A 19,123-nucleotide genomic window follows, 5' to 3' on the forward strand; every position below is an offset into this window, starting at 1 on the left:
GCGTTCGCTTACACGCCCGGCAGCCGACGGAACGCGGCTTTTTTCGATCGAAACAGGGTATTCGTTACCGGATTTACCAAAGAATTAAGTCACCGGATACGGTGGAGAATTCCATGTCATACGATGACATTCCACTCGATAGGCGCGAGCTGATGGCGACGACCGTCGGCCTGTTCGGCACGCTGGGGGCCGTCGGCGGCGCGTCCGCGGCGGATCTCGTCGAAGTGAACGTCGGCGTTCGGAACGACGCCGGTCGGTCGGCCGCGAAGCGTGCGGCGGCCGAGGTGAAACGCGAGTTCGCCTTCGACGCGCTGACGATCCGGGTCGCGCCGGCGGCGGCCGCGAACCTCGAGAACAACCCCAACGTCCGGTACGTCGAGGAGAACGGGACGATGGAGGCGTTCGAGCAGACGACGCCCTACGGAGTCGACATCACCGAGGCCGACCTGGCCATCGACGACGGCGACACGGGCGCGGGGGTCGACGTCGCGGTGATCGACACGGGGATCGACGCGCAACACGAGACCCTCCAGGCGAACCTCGGGGAGGGCTGGGCCGCCGTCGACGCCGCCTGCACGACGAACTGCGGCGGGGGCGGCCCCGGCGGCGGAGGGGGTAACGACATCGACGAGTGCCTCGCCGACTGGGACGACGACAACGACCACGGCACCCACTGCGCGGGCACGGCGGCGGCCGCGGACGACGGGACGGGCGTGCTCGGGGTCGCGCCGGAGGCGACCCTCCACGCCGTGAAGGTGCTCGCCTGTGACGGGTCGGGGTCGTTCGACGACATCGCGGCCGGGATCGAGTGGTCCGCGGACCAGGGCCACGACGTCCAGAGCATGAGCCTCGGCGCCGACACCGAGTCCTCGGTGGTCGCGGACGCGCTCGGGTACGCCGCCGACCGGGGCGTCGTGATGGTCGCCGCCGCGGGCAACAGCGGTCCCTGTACGGACTGCGTCGGCTTCCCGGCTCGGGACGACCGGGTCATCGCGGTGTCCGCGACGGACGAGAGCGACGCACTCGCCGACTTCTCCTCGACCGGGCCGGAGGTCGACATCGCCGCCCCCGGCGTGGACACGCTCTCGACCGTCCCCCGGGACGAGTACGCCGAGTTCTCCGGCACGTCGATGGCGTGTCCGCACGTCTCCGGAGCGGCCGCGCAGGTGATCGCCGACGGGACGACGGAACGCGACGCCGTCCGGACGGCTCTCCTCGACGCCGCCGAGGACGTCGGGCTCGACGAGAGCGAACAGGGGTCCGGGCGGCTCAACGTGGCGGACGCGCTCGGCGGTGACGACGGCGGGAACGCGGCCCCGGAGATCGACGACCTCGCGGTCTCCGAGGTCGAGACAGACGACGGCGACGCCGAGTTCGACGCGTCGTGGGCGGTCTCCGACGCGGACGCGGACCTCGACGCCGTCGAGCTCACGCTGGTCGACGACACGGCCGGCGCGACCGAGGACACGGCTTCCGAGAGCGTGAGCGGCGACGCCGCCAGCGGCACCACGCGGCTGGTCGCCGCCGGTGACGACGGCAGCGGGAACGGCTACACCGTCGAACTCGTCGCGACCGACACCGAAGGCGCGTCGGCGACGGACACCGCGACCGTCACGGAGACGGAGGACGGCGGTGACGGCGGAGACGGTGAGACCCCGCCCGCCGTCGACGAGTTCGTCGTCACCGACGACAGCAACCCGAACTGGTCGCGACACGCGGTCGAGTGGGCGGTCTCGGACGCTGACGGCGACCTCGCGACGGTCACGAGCGAGCAGCTCACCGACGGCGGGAGCGTCGCCGACGCGGTCTCGTCCGGCGCGAGCGGCGGCAGCGCGTCGGGCGTCGACGACCTCGAAAGCCGACGGACCTCCGTCACCGAGATCCGACTCACCGTCGTCGACGACGCCGGGAACGAGACGGTCGAGACTCGGAGCGTCTAGCGCTCGGAGGAGGCCGCCTCCGGGTCACCCGTCGCCGGAATCGTCGGATTCACCCGCCCGAACCCACTGCAAACGGGCTCTCTCCCTCCCGCCACTCCCACCCGGGGAGCCGCGTCTGGAACCCCGCCGCGAGCGCGGCGTCGAGGTCGTCGGCGCCGGCCGCGCCCGCGCCGTCCGCCGTCGCGTCCACGCGCACGTGCACGTCGACGAAGTGGAACGTCGCCTGCGCGAGCAGCGAGAGGGGCCGCCCCCCGGCGATAGTCGCCGCCAGCTCGCGGCCGAGGACCTCGTCGACGACGAACCCCGGGTAGTCGCCAGCCACGTCGAGGTCGCGGAGCAGGGCGACGCAGCCGGCGACGTTGACCGCGACGTCGCCGTCGGCGAACACCGCGTCGACCTCGCGCCGGTACGCCTCGGGGGTGACGGAGTCCACGTCGGTCTCGAAGAGCCGGCCCAACCGCTCGCGCGTCTCGTTGACGATCGGGACGACGACCGGTGCACGGTCGCGGATCCACGCGTGCTCGTCGCGGACCGTCTCGGGCGTGATACGCATGCGGTCGTCTTCGGAGGCAGGGGGTTTGCCATTTGCGAAGGGTTTTATAACGACCGGGCTAATCATCAGCTAAGCGGGTTTTCGCTGGCTGTTCCCGCACGGTACCACCTACGGACAGTACTATCACTATGCCTACTCCGTCACGGTCGACCGTTCGGCGCCGAGTCGCGCCCGGCACGCGACGCGGCTCGACGACGACGGCGGTCCCGACGACCCGCAGTGAGATATGAGTCAAGTCGATAAGCAACTCGATACCCTGAAATCAGAGATCGAACAGGAGATTCCGAACGACATCACGGTCACCGATGTGAAATACGAGGGACCGGAGCTGGTCGTGTACACCCGCGACCCCAAGGAGTTCGCCGGCGACGGCGACCTCATCCGACGGCTCGCCTCCAAGCTCCGGAAGCGGATCACCGTCCGCCCGGACCCGAGCGCCCTCGCCCCGCCGGCTCGCGCCGAGGAGGCGGTCCAGTCGGTTATCCCGGAGGAGGCCGGCGTGACCGACCTCGACTTCCACGAGGACACCGGCGAGGTCGTCATCGAGGCCGAAAAGCCCGGAATGGTGATCGGCCGCCGCGGCTCGACGCTCCGGGAGATCACCCAGGAGGTCGGCTGGACCCCCGAGGTCGTTCGAACGCCCCCGATCGAGTCCTCCACCGTCTCGAACGTGCGCGGCTTCCTGAAGAACGAACGCGAGGAGCGACGCGACATCCTCGAGCGCGTCGGCCGGCAGATCCACCGCGAGGAGATGTCCGACGACGAGTGGGTCCGGATCACGACGCTCGGCTGCTGTCGCGAGGTCGGTCGGGCCTCCTTCATCCTCTCGACGCCCGAGACGCGCGTCCTGATCGACTGCGGCGACAAGCCCGGCGCGGAGGGCGAGGTGCCGTACCTCCAGGTTCCCGAGGCGCTCGGCGCCGGCGCCGCGACCCTCGACGCGGTCGTGCTCACGCACGCCCACCTCGACCACTCGGCGCTCATCCCGCTCCTCTTTAAATACGGCTACGACGGCCCGATCTACACGACGGAGCCGACCCGCGACCTGATGGGCCTGCTCACCCTCGACTACCTCGACGTCGCCGCCAAGGAGGGGCGCACGCCCCCCTACGAGTCGTCGCAGGTCCGCGACGCGATCAAACACACCATCCCGCTGGAGTACGGCGACGTGACGGACATCGCGCCGGACGTGAAGCTCACCTTCCACAACGCGGGCCACATCCTCGGCAGCGCCGTCACCCACTTCCACATCGGCGACGGCCTCTACAACGTCGCCTTCTCCGGGGACATCCACTACGAGGACACCCGCCTGTTCAACGGCGCGGTCAACGACTTCCCGCGGGTCGAAACGCTCGTCCTGGAGTCCACCTACGGCGGTCGCGACGACTACCAGACCGATCAGGCCGACTCCGAGGAGGCGCTCAAGCGAGTCATCAACGAGACGTACGAGGAGGGCGGGAAGGTGGTCATTCCCGCGTTCGCCGTGGGGCGGTCTCAGGAGATCATGCTCGTCTTAGAGGAGGCGATGCGCAACGGGGACATCCCGGAGATGCCCGTCCACCTCGACGGGATGATCTGGGAGGCGACCGCGATCCACACCACGTACCCCGAGTACCTCCGGGACGACCTCCGCGACCGGATCTTCCACGACGACGAGAACCCGTTCCTCGCCGAGCAGTTCAACCACATCGACGCCGGCGAGGACGAGCGGCAGGAGGTCGCCGACGGCGACCAGTGCATCATCATCTCCACCTCCGGGATGATCGAGGGCGGCCCGATCATGTCGTGGCTCCGCCACATCGGTCCCGACCCGGACTCGAACCTCGTCTTCGTCGGGTATCAGGCGCAGGGGACGCTCGGCCGCCGGATCCAGAACGGCTGGGACGAGATCCCGGTCGACGGCTGGGGCGGCGGCAGCCGCGGCGACACGCTCACGCTGGAGATGGGCACCGAGGTCGTCGACGGCTTCTCCGGCCACGCCGACCGACAGGGGTTGGAGAACTTCGTGAAGACGATGAACCCCCGCCCCGAGAAGGTGCTGTGCGTCCACGGCGACGAGCGCTCCGTGCAGGACCTCTCGTCGGCGCTGTACCACGACTACAACATGCGGACGTTCGCGCCGAAGAACCTGGAGACGTTCCGGTTCAAGTAGGGCCTCGACGGTGAGGCCGCCGGGGGGACCGCACCCGCTCGTCCGTTGCGGCGACGCGAGTTTTTAAGCGCCGGCGCGGCGACCCTTCGCCCATGCGCATCGCGCTCATCGCTCACGACGAGTTGAAAGACGAGATGGTGGAGTTCGTCACCGCCCACGCCGACGCCCTCGGCGAGTGCGAACTCGTCACCACCGGGACGACGGGCAAACGCATCGCCGACGAGACGGGGCTGGCGGTGAACCGGCAGGCCTCCGGACCGTACGGCGGCGACCTCCAGATCGGGGGGATGATCGCCGACGACGCGATCGGGGGCGTCGTCTTCCTCCGCGACCCGCTCACCGCACAGGCCCACGAGCCCGACATCTCCGCGCTCCTCCGCGTCTGCGACGTGAAGGACATCCCGCTCGCGACGAACGTCGCCTCCGCGGAGCTGCTCGTCGACGGGCTCCTCGACGAGCGATAACGACGGGGGCGGCGTTCGCCGTCGCTTCCAGACGCGCTCCGACTTCCGTCGCTCCGAGTATCAGTCCGAATAACCGGCTCCGCGCCGTTTTTACCCGTCGGGTCGTACCCCTCGTCTATGACCAGTCGCTCTCGGGCCGGGCCCGCCGCCCTCGCGACGCTCTTCGTCGCGCTGCTGCTCGTCTCGGCGCCCGTCGCGAGCGGGGGCTTCGTCGGGGGCGCGGCGGCAGCGCCGGGCGGCGGCGCCACGGACGGCTCGAACGAGGGTGGCACCGATGCCGCGGCGGACCGGTTGGACCCCCCGACGCGGTGTTTCGCGGGCGAGGGGTACCCGATCTCGATCGGCGACGAGGGGCCGGCGATCGAGGCGCTCGTTCACCTCTCCGTGCTGACCGACCCCGCCGCCGGTAACGAGTTCGGACTGGAGGCGGCGGGGACGCTCGACGGCGAGCCGATCGTGACGCTCGGCGCCGGCGTCAGGCTGACCGCGCGGGAGGCCGTCGCGGACGGCGTCGACCCGTTCGCGGCGTTCGACGTGTTGTACGCCTACGAGCTCCGGCTCCCGATGTTCGACGGCTCGATCGGCGACTCGGAGTACCGCGACGAGGGGTCGCCGATCGAGTCGGGCGCGGGCGCGGTGCCCTGTTAGGCGTCGAAGGCGCTTCTCAGTCCGCCCCGGCCGGATCGCCGGGCGACGCGATCCCCCGCACGATCCCCAGCAGCTCTCGACGCGCGTCCCCCGGGGTCCCTCCGGACGGGTACGACGCCTCCTCGAGCGGGTACGCCCCGCCGCCGAGCAGGTACTCGTCGGTCGCCCAGACCGCGAGCAGCGCCTCGAGCGGGACGCCGCGGCGGTCGCCGACGCGCGCGACGCCGCGGAACGTCGAGAGCGTCGCGCGCGACGCGCTCGGGTCGTCGACCGAGATCCCCCGGTCACCGCGGTGTTCCACGCCCTCGATGTCGCGCTCGGCGAGGCGGTCGCGGAACCCCGACTGCGCCTGCCGCTCGACGAGCGCAGTGAGCGCGGGGTTCGGCGCGCTCGGCGGTCGAATCTCCAGCCGACTCGCGAAGCAGAAGGGGCGTGGCGGCTCGCTCGCGTCGCGCTCGTACCGCACCGTACACGCGTCGACGGAGACGGGACCGGCGGCGAACGCCCGCTCCGTGACCTCGTCGACGCGCCGCCAGCCGTCGAGGCGCTCACGGGGAACGACGGGCGGGTCCATGGGCGGCGTTCTCCGCCGAGGTAATTAAAAGGGACGCGGAGCGCGGTGGGGGTCGGCGGCCGCGGGCCGCCTCAGTGGTCGTCTTCGCGCCACTTGTGCTCGCACTCGGTACAGACGAAGAATCGGGTCTCGGACTCGTCGGCCGACCGGATCTGCTGCATGTACCAGTACGCGCGGTCGTTCCCGCACTCCGGGCAGTGGGCGGTCGTCTTCGGGAGCCCCTTGTCCTCCGCGTCGCTCACGTCGATGACCTCGGACTCGACCTGCGATTCGGTCGTCCACTCGTCGTCGTCGTCCTCGCGGCCGAGCTCGTTGTCGCAGTCCTCGGAGCTACACACCCAGTGGTCCTCGCCCTCGCCGGACATCATCATGGATCCGCACTCGTCGCAGAACTTCATGGCGGAACCAACCGCGGATCGTATATAAACGGCGGGATCGCTGGCGGAGAGTGTCGTCTCCGCGCGGCGCCGCCCCTCACCCGTCGTCGGCGACGTGGTCCGCGAGCGCGAACCGGACGCGCTCCTCGTCGCTCCCCTTCGTCTCCCGGCCGGTGACGACGATCTCGCCGATCTCGGCGGTGTCGCCGACGTGCGTCCCCGCGCAGGCGGTGCGGTCGTAGGGCTCCTCGTCGCCGTCGTCGACGTCCGCCCCCTCGGCCGCGCCGATCTCGACGATCCGGAGCTCCGCGATCGAGTCGGGCAGCAGGTCGATCCGGGTGCGGTCGGTGTCGAGCGTCGCCTCCGCCTCCTCGCGGTCCATCACGTAGCTCCGCACGGGGCGCTCGTCGGCCACGAGCTCGTTGAGCCGGGCTTCGATCCGCGCGAGGTCACCGTCGTCGAATCGGTCGTAGGCCGCGTCGAGGTGCGCGTGGTCGTCGTGGAGCTGGTTCCCCGTCGTCCGCGCGTCGAACTCGGCCAAGAGCAGCGCCGAGAGGAGGTGCTGTGCGGTGTGGTACCGAGAGTGCGCGCGGCGCCGCGCCGCGTCGATCTCGCCGACGACCCGCGTCCCGGGTTCGGGCGGTGAGACGGTGTCGGCACCCGAGGCTATCGGTTCCAGGGTGTGATACACGGTGTCCTTCTTCTGTACGTCGACGACGCGCCAGCCACGAGGAGCGGCGCTGTCGTCCTCTCCGGCGTCTTCGTCCCCGTCGTCGTCGACCCCGGCGCGGTCGTCCGCGACCCGGAGCGTCCCCGTGTCGTGCGGCTGGCCGCCGCCGGTCGGGTAAAAGTGCGTCCGGTCGAGGACGACCCGGTCGTCGAGCGCGCGCTCGACGGTCGCCTCGAACGTCGTCACCGTGTCGTCGGCGAGGTACAGCGCTTCGGTCATACCCGGACGGTGCGCCGCCGCGGGCTTCAGTCGTGCGTTCGGAGACGACGACGGACCGACGGTCAGCGCTGAAGACGGACGTTGACGGCGGTGTCGGGGACGAACACCTCGTCGCTGTGATCGAGGTCGGCGACGACGGTGCCATTGGCGGTGTCGGTCGCGGACTCGTTCACAGTGAACCCGTCCGTGCGCTCGAAGTACCGGCGCCACGCGTCGGCGTACGCCGACTCGATTCGGAGGTCGAAGGGGCCGTCGTCGGCGGCGTCGGCGACCTGAACGAGCCTCGGTCGGGAGGTCCGCTCCACCGCGACCTGCACGGTCCCGTCCCGCTCGGCGGTCTCCGGCCCGAGCGGGTACAGCCGGACGATCGGGAGCGTCGTCCGCCCGTCGGCCGCGACGAACCGCGGCTCCGAGCGCATCACCGCCGCGCCGCCGTCGCTCCGGAACCACGCCCCGCCCTCGTACGCGATCGTCGTGTCGCCGTTCGCGTAGGTCAGCGAGCGGAACGCGAACCCCCTGACCACCCCGTCGGAGGCGTTTCGCAGCTCCACGGTCGTCGTCTCCGCAACCGACAGCGTCCCGCCGCTGAGCCGGATCTCCGTCGACCGGCTCGGGTCGCCGTACCGCTGGACGTCTCGGAGGTTGTCGTCGAACACGTCGAAGGCGCGCTCGACGTTCGCGACGCGCTCGGCCTCCTGTCGCTCCTCGATGCCGGTGATGCCGACCGCGAACACCGTTCCGATCGTCACCGTGACGAGCGAGAACACCAACACGTAGCCGACGACGTTGCTCACGCCGCGCTCGTCCCCCGCGAACGCGGCGAGTCCGCCGTCGCCGACCGAGACGGTCGGCCGCCGGCGGTCGGTCATCGGCCGACCACCGTCAGGTTGCCGGCGCCAGCCCCGCCGTGGTCGTACTCGATCCGGATCGGCCCGCCCCGGACGCTCGTCGGCGTGACGTTCAGCCGCGCCGCGTGAGGGATCTCCAGGCTCGCTTCCGGGCTGTCCGTCCGCAGCGTCACGGCGTCGTCGTCGACCGCGATCCGGTAGGGGACGCCCGCCACCCGCGTCGGGAGGTCGACAGCGACCGAGACGGTGGCGTTCGCCGCGCCGGGCGCGGTCGACCGGTCGGCCTCCGCCGCGCGGGCGAGCCGGTCGGCGCTCTCGACGTTCGCGGCCGCGGTCTGTCCGAGGACGGCGAGGTCGCTCTGTACGGTCCGGTCGGTCTGCGAGTCGACGACGCCGCCGACGCCGATGACGACCCCCGAGAGCAGTATCGCCCCGATCGCGAGCGTCAACACGTACCCGACGGTGACGCTCACGCCGCGCTCGTCGCGGCGGAGGCGCGTCGACCCCGACCCGAGGCGGTCACGCATCGGGCTCACCCGGGGCGACCCGGACGGCGGTCTCGAACCGGAGCTCCGCGGTCCGGTAGCGGAGGTTGACCGTGGCCTCGTACACCGCCGGCGCCGCCGCGAGGTCGGTGCTGACCTCGTCTCCCGAGACGGGCCGCGCGGTCGCGGTCACCTCGCCGCCGACACCGCTCGCGTTCACGAGGGCGACGTCGTAGGGGTCGTCGGGCGCGACGAGGGACGACGGCCAGATACCCGGACAGGGCCGGTCGCCGAGTCGCTCGCCGGTCAGGTCGACGGTGACGCGGTCGCGTCCGCCCGGCGGCGTCTCGCACCGGACCGTCGGACCGGCGCCGTCGTCGCCGACCGCGACGGTGACGTTGCCGTCGGTCCCGTTGTACACGTACACCTGCCGGCTCCCGCCGGTCGAGTTGTCCAGGTCGACGTGGAACGCGTTCGTCTCGTTGTTGAGCGAGCCGGGGTTGACCTCGAGCACGAAGCCGCGCGTCCGGTCGACATCGCGGGCGAGGGTCGACGCGTTCGGGTCGACAGCGGCCATCTCGGCGGTGAGACGGCTCCCGTTCCGGACCGACACCAGCTCGACGTGCGCGACCCCGCCGCGCTCCGCGTACGACCGGGATATCTCCCCGTCGAGGTCCGCGACCCCGTCCCGAACCGTCTGAGCGGCGTCGGCGTGGCCGGCCGGCCCCGCGCGGTTGGTCGCGTCGATCAGCTCGCCGGTCCCGCCGACCGCGGTCGCTCGGACCTCCAGCGCCTCGCCGTCGGCCGACTCGATCCCGCGGGTCGCAACGTTCTCGCTGTAGATGGTCGCGTTTAACAGCACCACCAGCGTCACCAGCGAGACGGCCATCACTAGCCCCGCGACGAGCAGGAGCTGGGCGCGGTCGGCGTCGCCGTCGCCGTCGGTCCCGAAGAGGCGGTCCCGGTCCGGCGGGCCGACGCTCACATCCGCCATACGACGATGCGCACCTCCACGTGAGCGAACAGCGGATCGGACGCGGTCTCTGCCGCGTAGAACGCCCCCGAGTCCGTCCCGTCGGCCAACCCTCCGAGAGTCGAGTTCTCGTACCCCGGCGCGGTCAGGTTCGCGTCGGCGGCGAGCGCGACCGTCCGCGTCGCGGTCACGGCGTTGTCGCTCGGCGTCCCCATGTCGATCAGCGACGTCGTTCGCCGTTCCGTTCGGGCCGTCGTGTTGTAGTGGCGGAGCTCCACGTTGACGGCGATCCGCCTGTCGACGAACGTCCGATTCAGCGACTCTCCGAACCCGCCGAGCGCGGCGTCGAACCCGTTCGGCCCCGCGGCCCGCGTGTAGGCCTCGCCGTCCACCTCCGGCGGGCTCGACGCGAACGTCTCGTTCTCCGGGTTCCACCGCAGGATCGCGGCCTGCAGGTCGCCGTTCTCGGCGCTCGCCGCCAGCAGGTCGCCCGCGACCGCCCGCTGTTGGTTCTCGATGTGCTGGTTCGACGTGCTGGCCGACAGGGGCGTCACCGCGGTCGCCTGGAGGGCGAACGTGAGCCCCGCGACGAGCAGGATCGCCGCCGCGAACGCCTCGAGCGTGTGCGCCTGCGCGCGGTCGTCCGTCGCGCCGGCGCCTGCACGCCGCTCGTCTCTCGAACGCATGATCACCACACCCGCACCGTGAGCCGGTACTGCGCCCCGCCGATCGAGACGAGCCGCTGCGAGACGGTGACGTCCTCGCCGACCGCGTCGCTCGGGTCGGCGGTGGTCCGATCGGGCTCGACCGCGAACCGCCCGTGACGCGTCGCGATCGAGAGGGTCGACGCGTTCGTGCTCGGATCCCGCCGGTCGAGAGCGTGGATCACCACTTGCACGTCGCCGTCGACTCCGAAGGTGGCCGCCGGATTCGCGGCGACCTCCGGGTGACAGTCGGCCTCGGTCCCGAGCGTCGCGTTCGCGTCGAGGAACGCGACGGTACAGGCCGGCGACAGCACGCCCGGCTCCGCCGGCGACGCCGCGAGCAGATCGCCGGCGACGCCGGCCGCGACCCGGTCGCTCACGACCGGCGAGGCGGTCGCCGCCGCCGAGAAGGGGTCGAACAGCGTCGGGACGAAGGCGATCACGAACGCGAGCGTCAGCAGGAACACGCCGGCGCCGACCGCGAAGTCGATCGGGGTCTGCGCGCGGGACTCCTCATCCCACATAGATCCACACCCCCAGCGCGAGCGTCATCAGGACCACGGCGAACTTGACGCCGGAGACGATGTCGGCGTTCCGGATGTAGCCGCTGATGAACCCGGAGAGGATCGCCTGCAGCGTCACGGCGTGGAAGAACAACAGGGAGAGCACCTCCGGGTCGACGCCGCCGCCGCCCCCGAAGCCGGCGCCGCCCGCGCCCCCGGCCGACCCGCCGTCCGCCTGCGAGGAGAGCCCGCCCATCACGTCGATGAACTGGGTCTGGAGGATCGCCATCACGCCGAGCAGCGTGACGTACGTCATCACGATGATCGCCACCTGCATCCGGGTCTGTGAGATCCGATTGCGCTCGATGTCGTCCTGGTTCTCCGAGGCCTGCGCCGCCGTGGTCAACACGTCCGTGATCTGCGACGAGGCCTCCTGCGCCTCCGAGATGAGCTTCACCGTCCGGGCGAGCCGCGGGACCGCGTACTTGTTGTTGAACTCCACCAGGGCGTCCCGCAGGCTCATCCCGTAGTTCACCTTCGCGTGGACCACCTCGAACTCCTCGGCGAGCTTCCCGGTCGACGTCTCCGAGACCGTCTCCACCGATTCGAGCAGCGTCTGTCCGGTGTCGTTCGCGGAGGAGAGCTTCCGGAGGCTCTCGGAGAGCTTGCCCGTGATCGCTCGCTTTGACCGCTGGCTCCACTCGTGGAACACCGCGAGCGGCGTCAGCACGAGGTACGCCGGCACGTACACCCAGATGAACGTCGACCACACCGGGCGGTCCACCCAGCCGTCGAAGGTCGTCGGCGCGTTGCCCGAGGCGACCGCGACGCCGACGATGACCAGCGCGGCCGGCACTGTCAACGCGAGCGTGTACAGCGGGTTATCGCGCAGGAACAGGTGCGGCGCGGAGACGATCTGTTTGGTCTTGTAGGTCCCCTCGCGGTCCCGGATCCGGTCGAAGACGCCGAACCGACCGACGAACCCCTCGATCAGCCCGAAGTGAAGCAGTCCCTCTTTGCTCGTCTGCCGGAGCCGGTCGCTGCCGCCGTCGGGGCGGAGGTAGCCGTCGCCGGGCTCGTCCTGCTTGACCGTGGAGACGAGCACGAGGAAGCCGACCCCGGTCAGCGGGATGAGGGCGTAGACGGTCGCGTACAGCAGGCGCTCGTCGGACTCGCCCATCATGCCCATGATGACGAGGATGATGATGAGGAGCAGTGGGAACAGCGACAGCGTCATGTACATCTCGCCGAACAGCTCCAGCGTCTCCAAGGTCATCTCGCGCTCCTGTTTCGACGTGCGGAGGTGTTTCTCCTTTTTGTCCTTCAGGAAGCCCTCCATGTCGCCGCCGGAGTTGACGATCGAGAGCATGTCCGCGAGGAACTGCGAGAGCTCGTCCGAGGGGGTCTCGAGCGACTGCTGGCGGATCGCGTTCCGGTAGTCGGTGCCGAAGTACTCCGTCTCGTTGACGATGCTCTGGAACTCCTGAGACACCTCGCCGTAGGTGTCCTCCGCCGTCGCCATCGCGCGCAGGATCTCGAGCTGGTTGAGCCCCCCGACCGACAGCGCGTACATGAACGACACGGAGTCCGCGAGCAGGAGGTTGATCTCGCGTTCCCGCGCCGACGCCCGCGAGTACGGGATCGCGACCACGCCCCCGAAGCCGATCGCGAACCCGATCGATCCGAACACGAGCCCGCTGATGAGAACTGCGGTGGGCACGACGAGGGAGCGCAGGAACTCCTTGATCGCCGGCGTCGGTGCGGGCATCCCGAGCGAGAGCGTTTCGGGGTTGACCAGTCCGAGCGAGAACGCGCCGTACCCCGTCAGGGTTCCGAGCGCCCAGAGGGCCCCGCCGACGAGCAGGCCGACGCCGAGCGCCTTGGAGACGTACATCTCCACCTGGTCCGGCATGCGGGCCTCGGCGAGCTTGCGCTCGATATCGCCGACGAAGTCGCCGTCAGCATCGAAGAGGAACTCGAAGACCGGGTAGAACAGCTCCGCGAGGAGGTTCCCGCCGACGGAGCCGTCGCCGACGCCCGTGTCGAGGCTCATCCGACCCACCCCGATCGGACCACGGGACTACCGCTCCTCCGGGGATTCGACGGTTCCGAACCCCCAGTCACCGATGTCGTCGTCGCTTTCGGTGTCGTCGTCGCTTTCGGTGTCGTCGTCGCTTTCGGTGTCGTCGTCGCTTTCGGTGTCGTCGTCGCTTTCGGTGTCGTCGTCACCCTCGTTGTCCCCATCCTCGTCGGCGTCACGCTCATCGTCATCACCCTCGTCGTCGGTGGCGGCGTCACGCTCCCCGTCGTCGCTTTCGATGTCATCGCCGTCTCCGGTCTCGGGTTCGATCTCCCCGCCGTCGGCGTCCGCTTTGACGCCCGAATCGGCCCTTTCGGGCGTCGACTCCGGGGTAGGGTCAGGCGTCGGCTCTGGGTTAGGGTCGAGCACGTCGATCCCCTCGTCGAACGGCTCGTCGAAGTCGATCCCGCCCGCGGGGTCCGTGTCGTCCGTGTCGTCCGTGTCGTCCGCATCACCCGCGCTCGCCGCGTCGCTCGCGCGCTCCCCGTCCCCGATATTCTCGGCGTTCCCGGCGTTCCCGACATCACCGGCGTTCTCGGGACCCTCGTCGTCCGGACCGTCTGCGGTCGTCGAGGGGAGTTCCGCGAGCGCGACCGCCGCGTCGAGCGCCGCGGCCTCGTCTGCCGCCTCCGCGAGCGCCTCGCGGTCGACGCCGGGCTCCGCTTCCACGTCGCGAGCCGGCGCGACGTCGAGGAGAGCGTCGGCGACGGAGTCGGGCATCCGACCGCGGTACTCCGCGAACAGGTCCTCCGCCTCCGCCAGAATCCGTTCGACCTCCTCGCGGCCCGCCTCGTCGGGATCGGGACGCGGGACCATCTCCTCCTTGTCGCGGTCGACGTTGATGAGGACCGACTCCATCTCGCGGAGGTCCTCTAACGACCGCTCTAACTCCTCGTTCGCCATCAGCGCGAGGACGGTCTCCGGGTCGTTGATGAACGCCTGGAACGTCGCCGCCACCTGCGCGTAGCTGTTGAGCCCGCGGTCGATGAGGTACGCTAACACGACGCGTCGCTTCCGGAGCTCCTCGTCGAGCGTCTCGCGGCCCCACCCGCGGTCGAACATGATGTCCTCGAGGGTGTTCGAGTCGCCCATCTGGAGGAACTCGTCCGTCTCCGCCTGCCACTGGAACACGTCCTGAACGTTGATCTCGTCGTTCTCGGCGTCGTAGTGGTTGATCTCGGTCAGCGACTTGTTCCGGCGCACCTTCCTCCCCTGCACGCGGGTCGACGTCTGGACGGAGACCAGATCGAGCGCGGTGAACATCGTCTTCGAGACGTTGATCGGCTCCGTGGTGAACCGCTTGAGCACCTCGCCGACCGTGTCGGCGTGGAACGTCGTGTACGTGGTGTGGCCGGTCGACATCACCTGGAAGGCCGTGCGGCCCTCCTCACCCCGGATCTCGCCCATCACGATGTAGTCGGGACGCTGGCGGAGCGCGGCCTCCAGCAGGTCGAATTCGTCGATGTCGCCCTTGTCGTCGTCGGAGAAGGAGGGGCGGGTGACGGAGGCGATCCAGTTGCGCTGGGGGAGCTCGACCTCGCGGGTGTCCTCGATGGAGACGATCTTCGCGTTCGAGGGGATGAAGAGGGAGACCGCGTTCAGGCTCGTCGTCTTCCCGGAGGCGGTGCCGCCCGCGAAGATCAGGCTCTTGTGGTTCTCGATCGAGAGCCAGAGGAAGGCCATCTCGTCGAGCGAGAACGTCTTCCAGTTGATCAGGTCGATCGGGGTGAAGGGCACGTCGTTGAACTGCCGGATCGTGTAGTTGGTCCCGTGGTCCGACACCTCGCGACCGAGCGTGAGCTGGGCGCGGGAGCCGTCGGGGAGGGTGGCGTCCACCTGCGGACGCCGCTTCGAGATCCCCTTACCGGAGCGCTGGGCGAGCTTCACGACGAAGTCGTCGAGCTCGTCGGTCCCGTGGTAGACGTTGGTGATGATCTGCTCGTAGTCGGAGTGGTAGACGAAGACGGGTGAGTTGTACCCGTCACAGGAGATGTCCTCGACGTTGATGTCGTACTTGATCGGGTCGATGCGCTCGTACCCGATGAAGTCACGCTTGAGGTAGTACAGCAGCTTCTCGACCTGGTGCTCGGAGAGCGTCTCCGAGTCCTCCGCGAGCACCGCGGGCTCGGGCCGGGCGAGGACCTTCGTCGGCGTCGGCTCCGACTCCGCGGGCGGCTCGTACCCGAGCGATTCCGTGATCCGGTGAGCGATCCCCTCTGTGAGGTCGAAGCCGAACCGGTCGACGAGGTCGTCGACGAGGTCGTCCACGACCCCCCGGTCGTCGTCGTCGCGCTCGTAGAGGTCGTACCGGTCGAGCAGCGTCAGCGTCTCGTCGACGATCACGCCCTCGCGGAACGCCTCGTCGCCGCCCGCGATCGACTCGTCGGCGTACTTGATCGAGGTCCGGAGCTTCCCGGTGAGGAACTCGACGAGGTCCGTCTCGATCTCCGTCCGGTGCGGCTGGACCGCGTAGTACTTCACCTCGTTCTCCTTCGTCGACCGGAACACGATCACGAACGCGTACGGCTTGTTCACCCAGTACCGCTCGATCTCGCGGAAGTGACGCTTCTTCGGCATCGGCACCGCCTTCTCCAGGTCGTACCGGTTCGCGAGGGTGGTGTGACCCTCGTCGCTCGAGAAGAACGCGTCCTCGTCGACCTCCGGGTTCACGTCGACCGTGCGCTCGTCGACCAGCGCCGCGAGGTCGGCCGCCGCGCTCCCGCCGGCCCCCAACAGCTCCTCGGTCCGATCGGGGTCGAACCCCAGCGCGTCGACCTTGTCGTCGTGCGTGAACTCCAGCGGCTCCTCTTCGCCCTCCTCGTTCACCTCGGTCGGCGGGTTCCCGTCCTCGTCGAGGAAGTACTCGTCGCGGTAGTCGTCCCACGTGTAGTACCCCTTGAGGACCGGTACCTCGTAGAGGTTGTACCGGGCCGAACACAGGTCCCAGAGGACGTCTCCGACCGCCGCGGCCGCTCCGACGCGGTAGCCCGTCTCCGACGGGTCGAACCCGAGGAACTCGCTCGGGTCGACGCCGCTCCGGTCCCACTCCTCGTCGGTCGGGGCGCGGCGCGGCACCGCCTCGACGTCGGCGCCCGCGGCGACCACGACACCGGGAACGCCCGCGCCGTCGACCGCGATGCCGGGGCGATCCGCGGGTTCGTTCGGCTCCGCACGGTCGCTTTCGGCCGGCTGGTCGGCCGGTTCCGCCGGTTCGTCGACCTCGGCCGCCGCTTGATCGTCGTCCTCGTCGCCCTTATTGTCGCTATCGTCCCCGGCGCCGTCGTCGTCGCCATCATCGTCGCCGTCTTCTTCGTCACCCTCCTCGTCGCCGTCTTCTTCGTCACCCGCCTCGTCGCTATCGTCCTCGTCGACCGCCGCGACCCCGGGATCGGGGGCCACCGCCGCGGTCGAGGTCCCGGCGGGGACGACGGCCGCCCCGCTGAGGACGACGTGGTCCGGACCGATCACGAGGGTGCCCGCCTCGGGCGTCCCGTGTCCCGAAACCGCGGTGTCGCCGTCGGCCTCGTACGGCTCGTCGACGCCGGCTGCGCGGACGGCCCGATCGACGCCGTCCTCGAAGTGGGCGTCGACGGCGGTCGCGGGGACGACCGGCTCCTCGCCGATGTCGGCGTACAGCTCGGCCGCGGCGTCGTCGCGGCCGCGGTCGCGGAGGAACGAGCGCCACGAGTACCGCCCCACTGCGACCGGGGGATCGGACGCCGAAGATTCCGCCGTCTCGTCGGGCGAGAGGGACGAACGCTCGGCGTCCTCGGTTGCCATAGCTACGGGAACACTTCGACCGGTCAAAAAGGTGTCTCGCAAAAACCCGCGACTGATAATTCCCGGACGGAAGCTCGTGACACCCGTTTGAAAGGCATCTGGTGGTTCGTCAGTCGTCGACAGCCGACCCGCTGATCGAGAGCCGGCTTCGTGGCCGCCGGAGACGGCGTGGGGTCCGACGATTCCGAGCGACGCGGTCCTCGGCGGGAGCGCGTACTGGACGACGGGGGCGATGGGCGCGACCGGGGGAACCGCCGCCGTCGCGTGCGCGGCCGTGACAGTCGGAACCCGGCTGGCCGCGGTCACGTACGGCTTGAACCTCCCGACGGCACGGAACTCGGAACTGCAGCGGGAGTGACCCGGTTAGGGCCACAGCCCGCGGGTCTCGTGAGCTTCGGCGACCCGCGACAGCGCGACGATGTACGCCGCGTCGCGCCACGTCACGTCTCGCGCTTCGAACTCCTCGCGCACGTCTCCCCAGGCGTCGAGCATCTCCGTCTCGAGCTCCTCGTTGACGCGGTCGAGCGACCATGCCCGGCGATTGATGTCCTGCAGCCACTCGAAGTAGCTCACCGTCACTCCGCCGGCGTTGGCCAGGATGTCCGGGATCACCGGCACGTCCCGCTCGGCGAAGATCGCGCTCGCCGCGGTCGTCGTCGGACCGTTGGCGCCCTCGACGACGATATCGGCGGCGACGTCGCGGGCGTTGTCCGCCGTCAGGACGTTCCCGATCGCCGCCGGGATCACCACGTCCACGTCGAGTTCCAGCAGCTCGTCGTTCGTCACCGTCTCCGGCGCCTCGTGGGTCATCACCGCCTCCGCTTCCTCGTGGTGAGAGGGAATCGCGTGCGTGTCCAGCCCGTCCGGGTCGTACACTCCCCCGTTGACGTCGCTCACGGCCACGACGTTCGCTCCCCACTCGTCGAGTAGCATCGCGGCGTTCGCCCCGACGCTCCCGAACCCCTGCACCGCGACCGACGTCTCCTCGATCTCCTTCCCGTAGTAGTCGATCGCCTCGCGGGCGACGATCGCGACGCTCCGACCCGGCGCCTCGTCCCGGCCCTCGCTCCCGCCGACGACGGGCGGCTTCCCCGTCACCACTCCCGGGATCGTTTCGCCCTCCTGCATGGAGTACGCGTCCATCAGCCACGCCATCGTCTGCGGGTCCGTCCCCATGTCCGGCGCGGGGATGTCCTTCGTCGGGCCGATAACGGTCCGGATCTCGTCGGTGAATCGGCGCGTCAGCTGTTCCTTCTCGTCGACGCTCAGGTCCTTGGGGTTCACCGCGATGCCGCCCTTCGCGCCGCCGAACGGGATGTCCATCACGGCGCACTTCCAGGTCATCCACATGCCGAGGCCGACGCACTCCTCGCGCGTCACGTCGGGGTGATACCGGAGCCCCCCTTTATACGGCCCGCGGACGCTGTCGTGTTGCGCGCGGTACCCGGTGTACACCTCTACCTCACCGGTCTCCCGTTCGATCGGAACGGTGACCTCGTGGACTTTCTTCGGGTGTTTGAGCCGCTCGACGACGTTCCGGTCGATGTCGAGGTGGTCGGCGGCGTGCTGGAGCTGTCGACGCGCCGTCTCCAGCGCCGATTCCGACTCGCTCGGTTCTTCTCGGGTCGCTGCTCGCGTCTCGTCGTCGCGGGTCGTCGATGTGGAGGACATCGTCACTCGATGGGTGTGTGTCGGTTCCGCATCTCGCCGGCGCAGTCGGGACACTGGCCCGGGTTGTTCTCGACGAGCACGACGCTTCCGCACTCGAAGCACTCGTAGGGCGATTCTTCGGCCGGGGTCTGGTCGACGTCTCTCATTGGTGATCGAGAGTCCCAGCGGTCCGGTGCGGGGTACTCTACAAGGACATATAGGAGATATAAGGATATGATCGGTAGTTGACTATCAAACCGTATCTTAGTAGTAGTGGTTTACAATTAAATGGCTCCGTTGGAATCCCCGACCGGTGAGAAACCCGCTCCCGTACATGCAGCGCGGACACAACGACGTGAGAGAGTACGGGAGTGAGTATTGCAGATCGGTGACGGCGATAGGGTATTTAAGCAACTGTGAGCGACGGCGACGATCGTTTATAA

17 protein-coding genes and 1 pseudogene are annotated in these 19,123 nt (G+C 69.5%); 5 read left to right on the forward strand and 13 right to left on the reverse strand.

Annotated features, from left to right (window positions below):
- Nucleotides 1–113: 113 nt before the first annotated feature.
- Nucleotides 114–1,940 (forward strand): S8 family serine peptidase, encoded by a 1,827-nt coding sequence (locus C469_RS03850; protein ID WP_241429979.1) that lies wholly within the window; start codon nucleotides 114–116, stop codon nucleotides 1,938–1,940.
- Between the two features lie 49 nt (nucleotides 1,941–1,989).
- Here the strand turns inward: C469_RS03850 and C469_RS03855 are convergent, their stop codons facing one another.
- On the reverse strand, nucleotides 1,990–2,493 hold the full coding sequence (locus C469_RS03855; RefSeq protein ID WP_008004023.1) for a hypothetical protein: 504 nt from the start codon (nucleotides 2,491–2,493) through the stop codon (nucleotides 1,990–1,992).
- A gap of 226 nt (nucleotides 2,494–2,719) precedes the next feature.
- Between C469_RS03855 and C469_RS03860 the strand changes: the two genes are divergently transcribed.
- The 3 genes from C469_RS03860 to C469_RS03870 all read left to right on the forward strand — a co-directional run bounded on the left by C469_RS03860 (nucleotide 2,720) and on the right by C469_RS03870 (nucleotide 5,757).
- Nucleotides 2,720–4,645, forward strand: a complete 1,926-nt coding sequence (locus tag C469_RS03860) for a beta-CASP ribonuclease aCPSF1 (protein WP_008004026.1) — start codon at nucleotides 2,720–2,722, stop codon at nucleotides 4,643–4,645.
- Nucleotides 4,646–4,737: 92 nt separating this feature from the next.
- The gene (locus C469_RS03865) at nucleotides 4,738–5,109 is read left to right on the forward strand and encodes a methylglyoxal synthase (RefSeq protein ID WP_008004027.1); all 372 of its coding nucleotides are present in this window, start codon (nucleotides 4,738–4,740) and stop codon (nucleotides 5,107–5,109) included.
- Between the two features lie 117 nt (nucleotides 5,110–5,226).
- Nucleotides 5,227–5,757 carry a DUF7332 family protein gene (locus C469_RS03870; protein WP_008004028.1) on the forward strand — a complete coding sequence of 177 codons (531 nt, stop codon included), beginning with the start codon at nucleotides 5,227–5,229 and terminating at the stop codon, nucleotides 5,755–5,757.
- A gap of 16 nt (nucleotides 5,758–5,773) precedes the next feature.
- Here C469_RS03870 and C469_RS03875 read toward each other — a convergent pair whose 3' ends face one another.
- From C469_RS03875 to C469_RS03920, 10 genes are all read right to left on the reverse strand, one after another.
- Nucleotides 5,774–6,331 carry a hypothetical protein gene (locus C469_RS03875; RefSeq protein ID WP_008004029.1) on the reverse strand — a complete coding sequence of 186 codons (558 nt, stop codon included), beginning with the start codon at nucleotides 6,329–6,331 and terminating at the stop codon, nucleotides 5,774–5,776.
- A 71-nt stretch (nucleotides 6,332–6,402) separates the two neighbouring features.
- Nucleotides 6,403–6,729 (reverse strand): transcription factor S, encoded by a 327-nt coding sequence (locus tag C469_RS03880; protein ID WP_008004030.1) that lies wholly within the window; start codon nucleotides 6,727–6,729, stop codon nucleotides 6,403–6,405.
- Between the two features lie 76 nt (nucleotides 6,730–6,805).
- Nucleotides 6,806–7,657 carry an alanyl-tRNA editing protein gene (locus C469_RS03885; RefSeq protein ID WP_008004031.1) on the reverse strand — a complete coding sequence of 284 codons (852 nt, stop codon included), beginning with the start codon at nucleotides 7,655–7,657 and terminating at the stop codon, nucleotides 6,806–6,808.
- A 62-nt stretch (nucleotides 7,658–7,719) separates the two neighbouring features.
- Complete coding sequence (locus C469_RS03890; protein ID WP_008004032.1) at nucleotides 7,720–8,526, reverse strand: DUF7289 family protein; 807 nt, start codon at nucleotides 8,524–8,526, stop codon at nucleotides 7,720–7,722.
- A complete protein-coding gene (locus C469_RS03895; RefSeq protein ID WP_008004033.1) occupies nucleotides 8,523–9,032 on the reverse strand; it encodes a DUF7266 family protein in 510 nt (169 codons plus the stop codon). Before C469_RS03895 ends, C469_RS03890 begins: the two co-directional genes overlap by 4 nt.
- Complete coding sequence (locus C469_RS03900) at nucleotides 9,025–9,984, reverse strand: DUF7261 family protein (protein WP_008004034.1); 960 nt, start codon at nucleotides 9,982–9,984, stop codon at nucleotides 9,025–9,027. The genes C469_RS03895 and C469_RS03900 overlap by 8 nt, the downstream gene beginning before the upstream one ends.
- The gene (locus C469_RS03905; protein ID WP_049911005.1) at nucleotides 9,972–10,649 is read right to left on the reverse strand and encodes a DUF7288 family protein; all 678 of its coding nucleotides are present in this window, start codon (nucleotides 10,647–10,649) and stop codon (nucleotides 9,972–9,974) included. The genes C469_RS03900 and C469_RS03905 overlap by 13 nt, the downstream gene beginning before the upstream one ends.
- Nucleotides 10,650–10,651: 2 nt before the next feature.
- Nucleotides 10,652–11,191 (reverse strand): DUF7287 family protein, encoded by a 540-nt coding sequence (locus C469_RS03910; RefSeq protein ID WP_008004037.1) that lies wholly within the window; start codon nucleotides 11,189–11,191, stop codon nucleotides 10,652–10,654.
- Nucleotides 11,181–13,223 carry a type II secretion system F family protein gene (locus C469_RS03915; protein WP_008004038.1) on the reverse strand — a complete coding sequence of 681 codons (2,043 nt, stop codon included), beginning with the start codon at nucleotides 13,221–13,223 and terminating at the stop codon, nucleotides 11,181–11,183. The genes C469_RS03910 and C469_RS03915 overlap by 11 nt, the downstream gene beginning before the upstream one ends.
- Before the next feature lie 27 nt (nucleotides 13,224–13,250).
- Nucleotides 13,251–17,030, reverse strand: coding sequence for an ATPase, T2SS/T4P/T4SS family (locus C469_RS03920; RefSeq protein WP_008004039.1), 3,780 nt, complete (start codon nucleotides 17,028–17,030; stop codon nucleotides 13,251–13,253).
- Nucleotides 17,031–17,217: 187 nt separating this feature from the next.
- On the opposite strand from C469_RS03920, the pseudogene C469_RS17455 reads away from it, so the two are divergent.
- A pseudogene (locus tag C469_RS17455) lies at nucleotides 17,218–17,388 on the forward strand (trimeric intracellular cation channel family protein); the annotation flags it as partial.
- A gap of 5 nt (nucleotides 17,389–17,393) precedes the next feature.
- Here C469_RS17455 and gdhB read toward each other — a convergent pair.
- The gene (gene gdhB, locus C469_RS03925) at nucleotides 17,394–18,701 is read right to left on the reverse strand and encodes a glutamate dehydrogenase GdhB (RefSeq protein ID WP_008004040.1); all 1,308 of its coding nucleotides are present in this window, start codon (nucleotides 18,699–18,701) and stop codon (nucleotides 17,394–17,396) included.
- Nucleotides 18,702–18,703: 2 nt separating this feature from the next.
- A complete protein-coding gene (locus C469_RS16705) occupies nucleotides 18,704–18,847 on the reverse strand; it encodes a rubrerythrin-like domain-containing protein (protein WP_008004041.1) in 144 nt (47 codons plus the stop codon).
- Nucleotides 18,848–19,123 lie beyond the last annotated feature (276 nt).

The organism is Halorubrum lipolyticum DSM 21995 (assembly GCF_000337375.1).
Taxonomy (GTDB): Archaea; Halobacteriota; Halobacteria; order Halobacteriales; family Haloferacaceae; genus Halorubrum; species Halorubrum lipolyticum.